This window comes from Streptomyces sp. MNU89, assembly GCF_020982505.1.
Taxonomy (GTDB): Bacteria; Actinomycetota; Actinomycetes; order Streptomycetales; family Streptomycetaceae; genus Streptomyces; species Streptomyces xinghaiensis.
In genome coordinates, this window is record NZ_JAJKLL010000001.1 from 3,631,982 (window position 1) to 3,645,590 (window position 13,609).

General features: G+C 73.2%; 11 protein-coding genes. 9 read left to right on the forward strand and 2 right to left on the reverse strand.

Going from position 1 to position 13,609, the window contains the following annotated elements:
* Positions 1–131 precede the first annotated feature (131 nt).
* Positions 132–812, reverse strand: a complete 681-nt coding sequence (locus tag E4N63_RS15635; protein WP_125622555.1) for a bifunctional DNA primase/polymerase — start codon at positions 810–812, stop codon at positions 132–134.
* A gap of 1,008 nt (positions 813–1,820) precedes the next feature.
* On the opposite strand from E4N63_RS15635, the gene E4N63_RS15640 reads away from it, so the two are divergent.
* Positions 1,821–3,296, forward strand: coding sequence for an aminopeptidase P family protein (locus E4N63_RS15640; RefSeq protein ID WP_230240983.1), 1,476 nt, complete (start codon positions 1,821–1,823; stop codon positions 3,294–3,296).
* A gap of 46 nt (positions 3,297–3,342) precedes the next feature.
* Here the strand turns inward: E4N63_RS15640 and E4N63_RS15645 are convergent, their stop codons facing one another.
* Positions 3,343–3,963 (reverse strand): ATP-binding protein, encoded by a 621-nt coding sequence (locus E4N63_RS15645; RefSeq protein WP_230240984.1) that lies wholly within the window; start codon positions 3,961–3,963, stop codon positions 3,343–3,345.
* Positions 3,964–4,168: 205 nt separating this feature from the next.
* Here E4N63_RS15645 and E4N63_RS15650 point away from each other — a divergent pair, with 205 nt between their 5' ends.
* The 8 genes from E4N63_RS15650 (at position 4,169) to E4N63_RS15685 (ending at position 13,494) form a co-directional block, all read left to right on the forward strand.
* Positions 4,169–4,966 (forward strand): hypothetical protein, encoded by a 798-nt coding sequence (locus E4N63_RS15650; protein WP_230240985.1) that lies wholly within the window; start codon positions 4,169–4,171, stop codon positions 4,964–4,966.
* Between the two features lie 366 nt (positions 4,967–5,332).
* Entirely contained in the window at positions 5,333–5,956 is a 624-nt protein-coding gene (locus E4N63_RS15655) for an SCO family protein (protein WP_230242505.1), read from the forward strand.
* Positions 5,953–6,414 (forward strand): copper chaperone PCu(A)C, encoded by a 462-nt coding sequence (locus E4N63_RS15660; RefSeq protein WP_125622560.1) that lies wholly within the window; start codon positions 5,953–5,955, stop codon positions 6,412–6,414. The genes E4N63_RS15655 and E4N63_RS15660 overlap by 4 nt, the downstream gene beginning before the upstream one ends.
* Positions 6,415–6,419: 5 nt before the next feature.
* The gene (locus E4N63_RS15665) at positions 6,420–8,480 is read left to right on the forward strand and encodes a copper resistance protein CopC (RefSeq protein ID WP_230240986.1); all 2,061 of its coding nucleotides are present in this window, start codon (positions 6,420–6,422) and stop codon (positions 8,478–8,480) included.
* Positions 8,480–9,715, forward strand: a complete 1,236-nt coding sequence (efeB, locus tag E4N63_RS15670; protein WP_230240987.1) for an iron uptake transporter deferrochelatase/peroxidase subunit — start codon at positions 8,480–8,482, stop codon at positions 9,713–9,715. The genes E4N63_RS15665 and efeB overlap by 1 nt, the downstream gene beginning before the upstream one ends.
* 130 nt (positions 9,716–9,845) lie before the next feature.
* Positions 9,846–10,781, forward strand: coding sequence for a prephenate dehydratase (gene pheA / locus E4N63_RS15675; RefSeq protein WP_019707428.1), 936 nt, complete (start codon positions 9,846–9,848; stop codon positions 10,779–10,781).
* A 602-nt stretch (positions 10,782–11,383) separates the two neighbouring features.
* Positions 11,384–12,661, forward strand: a complete 1,278-nt coding sequence (gene serS / locus E4N63_RS15680; protein WP_230240988.1) for a serine--tRNA ligase — start codon at positions 11,384–11,386, stop codon at positions 12,659–12,661.
* Positions 12,658–13,494 (forward strand): HAD family hydrolase, encoded by an 837-nt coding sequence (locus E4N63_RS15685; protein ID WP_050363753.1) that lies wholly within the window; start codon positions 12,658–12,660, stop codon positions 13,492–13,494. Before serS ends, E4N63_RS15685 begins: the two co-directional genes overlap by 4 nt.
* The last annotated feature ends 115 nt before the right edge of the window (positions 13,495–13,609 follow it).

The following is a 13,609-nucleotide window of genomic DNA, read 5'->3' on the forward strand; positions in this document are numbered from 1 at the left end:
CTCCCCGCCCCGGCACGCCACATGACCCGCTGCGGTGCCGGAAGCACACACAGCGGGCCCGTTCCCGGGACCGGCCCCTCGCAGGGCACCGGCGGACCGGATCCCCGGCGGACCCGGTGGATGCGACGGGCTCAGTAGGGCAGTCGGCTGCCGCCGCCGGGCGTTCCGGCGCTGGCCTCCACCAGCGCCTCCACGACGGTCTCCACCCGCGGCAGCCACGGTCCGGCGGACCCCCGCCGCGGGGCCTGCTCCCAGCGGACCTGCCCGGCGCCCGTCTCCGAGGGCGGCAGGGCCAGGTACCCGCCCTCACCGTGGAAGCGCAGCGAACTGGGGACCCAGTCCTGGCTGTAGAGGAGTTCGCCCAGTTCCGGCAGCGAGTACGGCGCCACGAGCAGCGCCCAGCGGGACGGGGTGGCGACGACCGGCCCCAGCCGGACCCCCATCCGCCCCAGCTCGGTGACCGCTTCGGCACCCGCGACGGCCGGCAGGCTGACGGCGCACGGGGCGCGGCCCCCGGTCGCCAGGATCACCGGTGCGGAGGGGCGGTTGGTCCACCACCAGCGCACCATGCGGGCGTCGGTGGTCGCCGCGAGCAACCCCGGATCGAACGGGTGTGCACCAGGGGCGGCGCAGTCGGGGTGCGGGCAGGCGCAGTGGACCGCGCCGCCCCTTCCCGGCTGGGTGCCCACGCCGGGCAGTACCGGCCACCGCCACTCGGTGGCGCAGGTCAGTGCCGCATCGAGCATGACCGACCTTCCGCCGCGCCTGCGCTTGAGCAGGAGCCTGCGTCGCATTCCGGGGATCTCGCGCATGAGCGCTCGTTCCTTTCCGTTAACGCCGAGGGCTGTTTCCGTCGCGTGGAACTGCGTCTGACTGCGGGGAGCAGTGGAGCAACTGTCTGGCAACTACCTGGAGCGGAACTGCACGAACTGCGTGGCACTGCGGGTACCGCGCGCCCGGGACCCGGCCCGTCGCGCCGCGCGGAACACACCTGGCTGTGCGTGGATCAGCGCATCACACCGCCGACCGGCGTGGAGCATGGCATGGGGTGGCGCCCGTTCGGCGCGTGCCGCCCCGTACCCCAGTGGCGAGGTGCCCCCACCTGTCCGCTCACGAGTGGGAGCGCGGCGTTCGCAGGCTAGGACGCGCCCGGCCGCTGCCGGGTTCCAGCACGCCCAACTGCCCCCGCCCCCTGTCGAGTAGGTACCCGCCGTGGTGGACGTAACGCGTTGCCGACGAGCCTCAGTCGACCGCGCATCGACTGGAGCACGTCGTTTTCCGGCCAAACCTAGCAGCCTCCCGGGCCTCGTCAAACCCGGATACCCGAGGTCGGTCCCGGTACACGGATCCCCGCGCATCCGGGGCTCCCGGTCCGGCTCCTCGCCGTGGGGCGCCGGGCAGTGTGAGGGTGACCGCTCCGGTTCGTCCCGTTCGGCCTCGTGCCGGGGTACCACGGGACGCCCTCGCACCCGTTCCCGGCATATGCCGCCCGGCGGGCGGATCGCCGCAGAAGGGGTGGACGGAACGGAGGTCCGTCACCCCGGGGTGGCGACCGCGCGTACGTCATGTTCACGGAAAGTGGCCGGAATCCATCTGATCGCTCCGCGGCCCGGCCATAATGCCCGGCCCTACGGAGCAGCCCTTCCGGCGCCGCCCTCCGGCTCCCGCCCCCGGCCGTCCCCGGCCGCCCCGCCGCCGGGGACGGCGCGCGGTGGTCCGGCGGCGGCTTCGTGCCGGTTCCCCGGCCTTCACTCCTGCCCCTGCTCCGCCCTTCCCGCCGCCCATACGATGGGGAGAAGGTCCCGTTCAAGGAGGAAACCGTGACCGAGCAGCCCGTACCGGCCCAGCAGAGCGAAACCGCCCCGGCGGGCGACCACCAGCCGATCAAGCAGCGGAAGAACGGCCTCTACCCGGCCGTCTCCGACGAACTCGCCGCCCATATGCGGGGCGGCTGGGCCGACACCGAGCTGCGCGGTCTGGAGCCGCTGCCCCAGGCGGCCGAGACCGCCCGCCGCCGCGCCGCGCTCTCCCGGCGTTTCCCGGGCGAGCGGCTGGTCGTTCCCGCCGGCAATCTCCGGACCCGCTCCAACGACACGGAGTACCCGTTCCGGGCCGGCACGGAGTACGCCTATCTGACCGGGGACCAGACGGAGGACGGCGTACTCGTCCTGGAGCCCGCGGCGGACGGCGGTCACGAGGCGGTGCTCCACGTACTGCCCCGCTCCGACCGGGAGAACGGCGAGTTCTGGCTGGACGGCCAGGGCGAGCTCTGGGTCGGCCGCCGCTACAGCCTGAGCGAGAACGAGCGGCGGCTCGGGCTGCCCTGCCGCGACGTCCGCAAGGCCGCCGGCGAACTGGCGGAGTCGGCCGGCCCCGTCCGCCTCGTCCGCGGCCACGACGCGGGACTGGAGGAGGCCCTCGCCGGCCGGCTCGACCCCGCGCGCGACGAGGAACTCCGGGTCTTCCTCAGCGAACTCCGGCTGGTCAAGGACGCGTTCGAGATCGGCGAACTGCAGAAGGCCGTGGACTCGACGGTGCGCGGCTTCGAGGACGTCGTCAAGGTGCTCGACCGGGCCGAGGCCACCTCCGAGCGCTACATCGAGGGCACCTTCTTCCTGCGCGCCCGGGTCGAGGGCAACGACGTCGGCTACGGCTCGATCTGCGCCGCCGGCCCGCACGCGACCACCCTGCACTGGGTGCGCAACGACGGCCCCGTGCGCTCCGGCGAACTGCTGCTGCTGGACGCGGGCGTGGAGACCCACACCCTCTACACCGCCGACGTCACCCGCACCCTCCCGGTGAACGGCCGCTTCACCGATCTCCAGCGGAAGATCTACGACGCCGTGTACGAGGCCCAGGAGGCCGGGATCGCCGCCGTGCGCCCCGGGGCCAAGTACCGCGACTTCCACGACGCGGCACAGCGGGTCCTCGCCGAGAGGCTCGTCGAGTGGGGGCTCGTCGAGGGCCCGGTCGAGCGGGTGCTGGAGCTGGGGCTGCAGCGCCGGTGGACCCTGCACGGCACCGGGCACATGCTCGGCATGGACGTGCACGACTGCGCGCTGGCGCGGACCGAGACCTATGTGGACGGCACGCTGGAGCCGGGCATGTGCCTCACCGTCGAGCCCGGGCTGTACTTCCAGGCGGACGACCTGACCGTGCCCGAGGAGTACCGCGGCATCGGTGTCCGCATCGAGGACGACATCCTCGTCACCGAGGACGGCAACCGGAACCTCTCCGCCGCCCTGCCGCGCGCTTCCGCCGAGGTGGAGTCCTGGATGGCGCGGCTGAAGGGCTGAGCGGCCCGCGGTTGCCCGGTCCGTGGGCGCTTGCTCCGGTGGGCGTTCACGGGCTGAGGACGGGGCCGGCCACCGGGCCGCCCGCGAGGTGGGCACCGTCCCGCCACTTGAGCATCTTGCTGAAGCAGACGACCGCGCCCCTGCCCGGCCGGTTCCGGACGTGGAAGTGGTCGGCGAGGGCCTCGATCAGCAGCAGGCCGCGGCCGTGCTCGGCGTGGTCGGTGCGGCCGACCTGGCCCGTGTGATCGGAGTGGCCGGCATGGCCGGTGCGATGCGCACGACCGGCGTGACCGGTGCCGTCCACGGGGCCGGGGCCCCGGAGCGGGCCCTGGCCCTCCGGCCACGCCTGCCGGCCGCGGTGGCGGGCGGCGGGCCCGCCCGGTTCGTCACGCGCGGCGGGGAAACCGGGGCCCGAGTCGGCGACCTCGATACGGCACTTCTCGCCGTCCAGGTACGCGGTGACGCGGTACCGCCCGCCGCCCGGGTCCGCACCGCCTCCACCACCGTGTTCCACCGCGTTGGCACAGGCCTCGGAGAGGGCGACGGACAGTTCGTAGGACGTCTCGGGGTGGACCCCGGCGGTCTCCATGGTGCCGATGAGGAGCCGGCGGGCCAGCGGCACACTCGCCGCCTCGCGCCGCAAGTGGAGTGACCACCAGATGCTCATGCTGCGGCCTCCTGGCTGCGGCTCGACATACCGGTACGTATTGCCCGGGCCCCTCCCCGGTAAGCCTGTGCCGGACGGGACTCCGCTCGTTCGGCGGTGTGCCCCCGCAGGCGCGCGGGGGCGTGCCGGTGCGGCCGGCGTGTGCCTCCGCACCACCCACCCTGACGGAGGCGGCAGGTGGGAGCGGTGCGATGATGAGTCCGCCATGTCTGGTTTCACAGCACGCGCCGGCACGGGCCTGCGCCTGGTGAGGGCCGCGGTGTTCGCCGCGGTCTGCGTCGTGCTGTCCGCGACCGGGCACGTCCTCGCCTCCCCCGCCGTGGTCCCGCTCTGGGCTCTGGGCGGGGGCTTCCTCGCCGTCCTCGTGGTGGCCGCGGGGCTCGCCGGCCGGGAGCGTTCGCTGCCCGGTATCGCCGTGGTGCTGGGCACCGGGCAGGTGCTTCTGCACACCCTCTTCGGATACGCCCAGCAACTCGACGGTCCGGCCGCCGCTCCGGCGGGCGGCGGTTCGCCCGACGCTGTGACGGAGCTCGCCGCGCGGCTGCTGTGCGGCGAGGGCGGGCATCCCCTGTCGGCCGCCGAGGCCCATCGCGTGGTGACCGCCGCGGGCATCGACCCCGGCGTGCACGCGGCCGCCGCGACGGCCGGGGGGACCGGCGGGCACGGGGCGGCGCTCCCCGCCTCGCTGCTCCCCTCGCCGGAGATGCTGCTGGCCCATCTGCTGGCGGCGGTCCTGCTCGGGCTGTTGCTGCGGCGGGGTGAGGCCGCGCTGTTCCGTCTCGTACGGCTGTCCGTACAGGGGCTGGCCGAGGGGGCGCTCGTACGGTCGCTGCGTGCCGCCGTCGGGCTGGCCCGGGCGCTGCTCGCGGGGCTGCCCGGGGCCGGGGGTCCGCGCGTGCGCGGTCTCCCCTGTCGCCGGTACGGACCAGAGCGTCCGCGGCCGCTGTATCCGGAGCACTCCGTCAGCAGGAGGGGTCCGCCGGACGTCCGCCTGGCGGCGTGAAACGGCGGTTCCACCGGCAGTGTGCCGGGATCCGCGCGCCTCCGAACGCGCGTTCGGAGCCCTCGCCACCCCTGCCCATGCGGATTCCCCCGCATGCCTCCCGCACGTGCCCGACGCGTCCGGTGGCCGGGCCCGGGGAAGCCGCCACCACCGCTCGCGGCCCGGCATCCCCGCGTCTTCACCGGCACCGCCGGTGTGACCCGGCGTGCCCGCCGCCCGCCGCCGTCCGAGGGCCTCACCGGTCCGGCGGACGATCCGGCGGTCCGTACCCCCACCACGACCCACACCAGGAAGACCCCTATGCGAACCACCCATCGCCCCGCCCGCACGCGCGGCGCGAGGCGGACACCTCTGTGGCGCGGCGGCATGCTCGCCGTCACCGCGGCTCTGGCCCTCAGCGCATGCGGCGGTGGCGGCGACGGCAGCGCCGGGACCGCCGCGGAGGTCTCCGCGGAACCCTCCAAAGCCGCGACCGTTCTCGATAATCCGTTCGAGAAGCCGGACCTCGTCCTCACCGACACGTCCGGTCAGGAGTACGACCTGGTCGAGGAGACCAAGGGACACCCGACGCTCCTCTACTTCGGCTACACCCACTGCCCCGACGTCTGTCCGCTGACGATGAGCAACATCGCCGTGGCGAGCAAGGCACTCAGCGAGGACCAGCGGAAGGACCTGCGGGTCGTCTTCGTCACCTCCGACCCCGAACGGGACACCCCCCAGCGGCTCGGCGCCTGGCTGCGCGGCCAGGACCCCGACTTCATCGGCCTGACCGGTGACTTCGACGCGATCCAGGCCGGCGCGCGCAGTGTCGGCATCGGCATCGCACCGCCGACCGAGGACGAGAACGGCGACATCGTCTCCACTCATGGCGCCCAGGTCCTCGCCTTCTCCCCGGAGGACGACAAGGCCCACGTCCTCTACGGCGAGGACACCACCGTCGACGACTACACCGCAGACCTGCCCAAGCTCCTCAAGGGAGAGACCCCGTGAACCGCCGCACCGCCACCGTTACCGCCCTCAGCGCCGCACTGGTGCTCGGTGCCACGCTCTCCCTGACCGGCTGCGCCACCGGGCCGGAGCTCGGGACGAGCGGCGGCTACGTCCCGGAGCCCGTCATGCCCGACATGGCCGGCGGGTTCCTCACGGTGACCAACACCGGTGACACCGCCGACCGGCTCACCCACGCCACCAGCGACATCTCCGACGACGTGGAGCTGCACCGCACCAAGGACGGCAAGATGCAGCAGGTCAAGTCGTTCGAGGTACCGGCGAACGGCGAGCTCGTCCTCGAGCGCGGGGCGAACCACATCATGTTCAAGGAGCTCAAGCACAAGCCGGCCGTGGGCGACGAGGTCTCCGTGACGCTCCACTTCGCCGAGTCGGGCGCCCTCGAGGTGACCCTTCCGGTGAAGGCCGCCACCCACAACCCCGCGATGAAGAAGCACTGACCGGCATGGCCCCCGCACCCTGCCGGGACCGCCCGGCCGCCCCTGCCGCCGCTGCCGTGCCCGGCACGCACGCCGCGCGAGCCGCGCGCCCCGCGCGTGCCACCGCCGTGCTGCTGCTCGGCGCCGCGGCCGTGCTGGCCGTACTGCTCGGCGCCGCCCCGGCCTCGGCACACGCGGCGCTGACCGGGAGCGTTCCGCGGCAGGGCGCGGTGGCCGACCGGGCGCCCGAGAAGGTGGTGCTCACCTTCTCCGCGCGCGTCACCCTGTCCGCCGACTCGATCCGGGTACTGGCTCCGGACGGCGGACGGGCCGACACCGGTGAGCCGCGCGACCTGGGCACCGGTGGCACCGTCCGGCACGGCGTCGCTCTGCGGCCGGGGCTGCCGGACGGGACCTACACCGTGGCCTGGCGGGCCGTCTCGGCCGACGGGCATCCGGTCTCGGGCGCCTACACCTTCTCCGTCGGCGCCCCGTCGTCGACCGCCGCGGCCCTGCCGGACGACCGGCCGGGAAGCGGGCTCACCGGCCTCCTCCACGCCGTCGCGCGGTACGCGGCCTACGCGGGCTTCGTCCTGCTCGTCGGCAGTGGCGCGTTCGTCCTGGGCTGCCGGCCGTCCGCCGCCTCCATCGCGGCACTGCGGCGGCTGGTGATCCGGGGCTGGGCCGTGGTCACCGCGGCCACCTTCGCGCTGCTTCTGCTGCGCGGACCGTACACCGGGGGCAGCGGACTCGCCGGGATGTTCGATCCGGGGGCGCTGCGGGACGTCGTGGCGACCCCCTCCGGAACCGCGCTGGTCTCCCGGCTGCTGCTGCTCGCGGTGGCCGCTCTCTGCGTGACGGTCCTGCTCTCCCCGGACCGGTGGTCCGCCGGAAGCGCGGAAGGAGCCGCCGGGGAGACGGAGCGGGAGCACCGGAATGCACGCTTCTGGCTCGCGGCGGCCGGCGGGGCCGTCGTCGCCACCGGCCTGGCGGCCACCTGGGCCGCCGCCGGGCACGCGTCGACCGGTCTCCAGCCGTGGCTCGCCGTTCCGGTGGACGTAGTGCATCTACTGGCCGTGGCGCTCTGGCTCGGCGGCCTGGCGGCCCTCCTGGTGACGCTCCACCGGGGACCGGCGGCGGAACGGCAGGTGGTGCGGCGGTTCTCGCGGGTGGCCCTCGGCAGTGTGCTGGTACTGGCCACGACCGGGCTGTACCAGTCCTGGCGGCAGGCCGGCTCCTGGGACGCCCTCACCACCACCTCGTTCGGACGGCTGCTGCTGGTCAAGGTGGGGATGGTGGCCCTGCTGCTGTTCTTCGCCCGCTGGTCGCGGCAGCGCGCCGGCCGGCTGCCGGACGGGCCGGCGGGCACCGCCGGGGAGAGTCCTGGCGAACCCGCCGCCGCGCCGCTGACGGATCCGGTGCCCGTGCCGGAGCCCCCGGCGGAGGACCGGCCGGCGCCGGCCCGGAGCGGTGCCTCCTCGCTCACCGCCCCGGTGGACGCCGAGCGGGCCGCCCAGCTCGCCCGCCAGCGTGCCGCCCTGGCGGCGGCCCGTGAGCGGCGGGTCCGCGACGCCGACCCGGAGCGGACCCGGCTCCGCCGCTCGGTGCTCGCCGAGGCCGGCGTGGCCGCGCTGGTACTCGCCGTCACCACAGCCCTGACGAGCACCGAACCGGCCCGTACGGAGGTGCGGACGGCCGGCGCGGCCGCCGGCACCCCGTCCGCCGCGTCCGCCGCGTCCGGGCAGCCCGTCATGCTCGACATTCCCTTCGACACCGGCGGCGAGAAGGGCGCCGGTACGGCCGGGCTCCACCTCTTCGACCCGGCCAGCACCTGCGGCAACAGCCTCCACCTCTGGCTCGAGGACCCGGACGGCAAGCCGTTGGACGTCGCCGAGGTGAAGCTCGCCTTCACCCTCCCCGCCGAGGACGTCGGACCGCTCCCGGTGAAGCTGGCGAAGCTCGCCACCGGCCACTGGTCGGCCGCTCGTTTCCAGCTCCCCCTGACAGGGACCTGGAGGGCGTCGCTCACCGTGCGGACCTCCGACATCGACCAGATCACCGAGACCCGGAACGTGAAGATCAACTGATGACGACTTCTCCCCTCTCCCGGCGCAGACTGCTCGGAACCGCCGGCGCGGCCGGTGCTGCCGGACTCGTCGCCGGTGCGGCGGGCGGCGTGGCGGGCACCGCACTCGCCGGGGACGACACCCCGCCGCTCAGCACCGTCGGCTCCACCAGCGTGATGTTTCACGGGAAACATCAGGCCGGCATCACCACCGCGCCTCAGTCCCGCGGCCATCTGGCCGCCTTCGATCTGCTGCCGGACACCGGCCGGAAGGGGGCGGCCGCCCTGCTGCGCCGCTGGTCCCGGACGGCCGGACGCCTGACCGCGGGCCGCGCGGTCGCGGACGACACGGCGATCGCCCTGGACGCGGGCCCGTCCTCTCTCACCGTCACCTTCGGTTTCGGGCACAGTTTCTTCAGCCGCACGGGGCTGGAGGACCGCCGCCCCGCCGCACTGGACCCGCTGCCCGCGTTCTCCTCGGACGCCCTGGACCCGCGGCGCAGCAACGGTGATCTGTGGGTGCAGATCGGCGCCGACGACGCGCTGGTCGCCTTCAACGCCCTGCGCGCCCTCCAGAAGGACGCCGCGGGAACGGCCCGGGTGCGCTGGCAGATGAACGGCTTCAACCGCTCCGCGGGGGCGACGGTCCGGCCCATGACCACCCGCAACCTGATGGGCCAGATCGACGGGACCAGGAATCCACGCCCGGAGGAGGCGGACTTCGAGCAGCGGGTCTTCGTCCCCGAGGGCGGCGGGGCGAAGGATCCGGAGTGGATGGCCCACGGCTCATACGCCGTGGTCCGGCGCATCCGGATGCTGCTCGACGACTGGGAGGAGCTGTCGCGGGAGGAGCAGGAGCGGGTGATCGGACGCCGCAAGGACACCGGTGCGCCGCTGACCGGCGGCACCGAGACCACCCCCCTGGACCTGGAGAAGACCGGCCCCGACGGCAGGCCCGTCGTTCCCGCCAACGCGCACGCCCGGATCTCGATGCCGGAGACGAACGGCGGGGCGGCCCTGCTGCGGCGTCCCTTCTCCTTCCACGACGGCTTCGACGAGAAGGGGGTACCGGACGCGGGTCTGCTGTTCGTCTGCTGGCAGGCGGATCCTCTCCGGGGCTTCGTGCCGGTGCAGCGCAAGCTCGACCGGGGGGACGCGCTGTCGCCGTTCATCCGGCACGAGACGAGCGGTCTGTTCGCGGTGCCGGGCGGCTGCGAGCCGGACGGCTATGTGGGCCGGGAGCTGCTGGAGGGATGAGTCCTTACGGTCCGTACGGGGAGCGGCGGCCACCGTACGGGCCCTCGCCGGGAGCGGTCGCGGTGGGCGGGCCGGGCTCTTCCGCCGCCGGTATGGTGGGAGGCTCCCCGTGAGAAGGAGCCCCGCAGCGATGTCCGTCAGCCGCTACACCTACCTGGGCCCCGAGGGCACCTTCACGGAGGCCGCGCTCAGGACCCTGCCCGAGGCGGCGACGCGCGAACTGATGCCGATGGTCTCCGTCCCGGCGGCGCTGGACGCGGTGCGGTCCGGCGAGGCGGGCGCCGCGCTGGTGCCGATCGAGAACTCGGTCGAGGGCGGGGTCACCGCGACCCTCGACGAGCTGGCCACCGGCAAGCCTCTGATGATCTACCGCGAGGTGCTGCTGCCGATCTCCTTCGCGCTGCTCGTCCGGCCCGGAACGGGGCTGACCGATGTGAAGACGGTGACCGGGCACCCGGTGGCGCAGCCGCAGGTCCGCAAGTGGCTGGCGGCACACCTCCCGGACGCCCAGTGGGAATCCGCGGCCTCGAACGCCGACGGAGCCCGGCTGGTGCAGGAGGGGCGGTACGACGCGGCCTTCGCGGGGGAGTTCGCGGCCGGGACGTACGGGCTGAAGCCGCTGGTCACCGATATCCACGACGCGCAGAACGCGGTGACCCGTTTCGTGCTGGCCGGACGGCCGGCCCGGCCCGCGGCGCGGACCGGTGCCGACAAGACGTCCGTGGTGATCTGGCTGGGTGACGACCATCCGGGCGCGCTGCTGGAGCTGCTCCAGGAGTTCGCGGCCCGCGGGGTCAACATGATGCGCATCGAGTCGCGGCCGACCGGTGAGGGGATCGGCCGGTACTGCTTCTCGGTGGACTGTGAGGGGCACATCACGGACCGCCGGGTGGGCGAGGCTTTGATGGGTCTGAAGAGGATCTGCCCCAAGGTGCGCTTCCTCGGCTCGTATCCGCGCGCCGGTGTGAGCCCGGAGGAGCTTCCGCCGCTGCGGCACGGAACCACGGACGAGGAGTTCTCGGCCGCCTCGGACTGGCTGGCGCGCTGCCTGGACGGGCGGAGCTGAGCGCGCCGGGCCCGGGGACACCGGAACTCGATCAGGCGCTTCGGGGCTCCGGAACGGAAGTCCGCGGACAGGCTGTGCACAGCTCGCCGAGTTATCCACAGGCCGGGACCGCCGCCTGGGGACAAGTCGACACGGTAACCGGACACGACAGACAAAACGCCCCAGTCGCCTTCCTTCTGTGCACAGCACCTTCGATCCCTTTTCGTCAGCACAATTCTCTGCGGGCACTCTTTGGAGTGAGGCATTACCGCCCGAAAGAGTGTGTGGAATGAGTTTGAGAAGGGAATTCATCGGCCTGCACAGAAGGGACCGGAATGATCAATTCCGACTTCCACAGTTCTCGCGCACAGCCTGTGGATAAAGTCTCCACCCCTGCCCCCACCTGTGGAAAACCCTCCGGCGAAATGTCCGCCCCCGCCGCACCGGTCCCGTTGCCGACCGACTCCGTTCACCTCCATATCACCCGCGGCACCATCACCGGACGGCCGCGTGCACCATTCCGGCCCGGCTCCGTGGATTTTCCTTTTCGGAGCAAAAGGGACAAAACACTCCGGTCATTATCGGAGTCGAAGGCCGGGCGTCCGCACCGGTAGCCTGGAGCCGTGATTGACCTTCGCCTGCTCCGTGAGGACCCCGACCGTGTCCGCGCGTCCCAGCGCGCCCGTGGAGAGGACGTCGCCCTCGTCGACGCCCTGCTCTCCGCCGATGAACGGCGCAGGTCGTCCGGCGTCCGCTTCGACGAACTCCGCTCCGAGCAGAAGGCGCTCGGCAAGCTGATCCCCAAGGCCTCCGGTGAGGAGAAGGCGGAGCTGCTGAAGAAGGCCGGCGAGCTCTCCGCCGCCGTCAAGGCAGCCGACGCCCAGCAGAACGAGGCCGCCGAGGAGACCCAGCGCCTGCTGAGCGGTCTCGGCAACCTCGTCCACCCCGAGGTGCCCGTGGGCGGGGAGGACGACTTCACCGTCCTGGAGACCGTCGGGACGGCGCGCGACTTCGAGGCGGAGGGCTTCCGGCCGAAGGACCACCTGGAGCTCGGACAACTGCTCGGCGCGATCGACGTCGAGCGCGGCGCCAAGGTCTCCGGCTCCCGCTTCTACTACCTGACGGGCATCGGTGCCCTGCTGGAGCTGGCGCTCGTCAACGCCGCCATCGCCCAGGCGACCGAGGCCGGCTTCATCCCCATGCTCACCCCGGCGCTGGTAAAGCCCCGTGCCATGGAGGGCACCGGCTTCCTGGGCCAGGCCGCCGAGAACGTCTACCAGCTGGAGAAGGACGACCTCTACCTGGTCGGCACCTCCGAGGTCCCGCTCGCCGCGTACCACATGGACGAGATCGTCGACGCGGACCGGCTGCCGCTGCGCTACGCGGGCTTCTCGCCCTGCTTCCGCCGCGAGGCCGGCACCTACGGCAAGGACACCCGCGGCATCTTCCGCGTCCACCAGTTCGACAAGGTGGAGATGTTCTCCTACGTCACCCCGGAGGACTCCGAGGCCGAGCACCGCCGGCTGCTGGAGTGGGAGAAACAGTGGCTCACCGCCCTGGAACTGCCCTTCCGCGTGATCGACGTGGCCACCGGAGACCTGGGTGCCTCCGCTTCCCGCAAGTTCGACTGCGAGGCCTGGATCCCGGCGCAGGGCAAGTACCGCGAGCTCACCTCCGCCTCCAACTGCACCGAGTTCCAGGCCCGGCGGCTGTCGGTGCGGATGCGCGACGGCAAGCACGTCCGCCCGCTGGCCACCCTCAACGGCACGCTCTGCGCCGTGCCCCGCACGATCGTCGCGCTGCTGGAGAACCACCAGCGGCCGGACGGCTCGGTGCGGGTCCCCGAGCTGCTCCGCCCCTACCTGGGCGGGCGCGAGATCCTGGAACCCGTGACCGCGTGAGCGCCCCCGCCACCGCCCGCCCGGAAGCCCCGGGCGGGCACCTCCCGTACCGGCTGATCGCCACCGATCTCGACGGCACCCTGCTCCGCGGCGACGACACCGTCTCCCCGCGCTCCCGGGACGCCCTGGCCGCCGCCACCGCCGCGGGCGCCGCGCACATCGTCGTCACCGGCCGCGCGGTGCCCTGGGCCCGGCACGTCCTCGACGACCTGGGATACCGGGGACTCGCGGTGTGCGGACAGGGCGCGCAGGTCTACCACGCCGGTGAGCACCGGCTGCTGACCTCCGTCACGCTCGACCGGCAGCTCGCCGGGCTGGCGGTCGCCAAGATCGAGGCGGAGACCGGGCCTCTGGCGCTGGCCGCGAGCCGGGACGGCCTGGACGGCGAGGTCCTGGTCGGCCCGGGCTACGAGGCACAGGGCCCGCTGCCGTACCTCACCTTCCAGGACATGGACGAGGTCTGGTCCGCGCCGCTCAACAAGCTCTACATCCAGCATCCGGAGCTGGACGACGACTCCCTCGCCCACGTCGCGCGCACCGTCGCCGGGCATCTGGTGGGCGTGGTGATGTCCGGAGCGGGCATCGTGGAGCTGCTGCCCCTGGGGCTCAGCAAGGCCACGGGGCTCTCCCTGGCCGCCCGCCGGCTCGGACTGCGGGCGGCGGACACCATCGCCTTCGGCGACATGCCCAACGACATCCCGATGTTCGGCTGGGCCGGCTACGGCGTCGCCATGGCCAACGCGCACGCCGAACTGAAGTCCGTCGCCGACGAGATCACGGCCTCCAACGACGAGGACGGCATCGCCGTCGTCGTCGAACGCCTCTTCGGCTGACCCCCGGCCCCGGCGAACGTCCGGCTCCGCGTGACCGCCGCGCCGACGGCTCGTTGCCCACCATGCGTGGAGGCAACTGGAGTTCGAGACGTCGAGAGTGCGTGAAGTGGCGGAT

Bases quoted from the DNA above. Each gene is read 5' to 3' on its own strand.
- E4N63_RS15655 (WP_230242505.1), top strand. From the start codon at position 5,333: ATGCTCGCCGTCACCGCGGCTCTGGCCCTCAGCGCATGCGGCGGTGGC.
- E4N63_RS15650 (WP_230240985.1), top strand. From the start codon at position 4,169: ATGTCTGGTTTCACAGCACGCGCCGGCACGGGCCTGCGCCTGGTGAGG.
- efeB (WP_230240987.1), top strand. From the start codon at position 8,480: ATGACGACTTCTCCCCTCTCCCGGCGCAGACTGCTCGGAACCGCCGGC.
- E4N63_RS15635 (WP_125622555.1), bottom strand. From the start codon at position 812: ATGCGCGAGATCCCCGGAATGCGACGCAGGCTCCTGCTCAAGCGCAGG.
- E4N63_RS15665 (WP_230240986.1), top strand. From the start codon at position 6,420: ATGGCCCCCGCACCCTGCCGGGACCGCCCGGCCGCCCCTGCCGCCGCT.
- pheA (WP_019707428.1), top strand. From the start codon at position 9,846: ATGTCCGTCAGCCGCTACACCTACCTGGGCCCCGAGGGCACCTTCACG.
- E4N63_RS15645 (WP_230240984.1), bottom strand. From the start codon at position 3,963: ATGAGCATCTGGTGGTCACTCCACTTGCGGCGCGAGGCGGCGAGTGTG.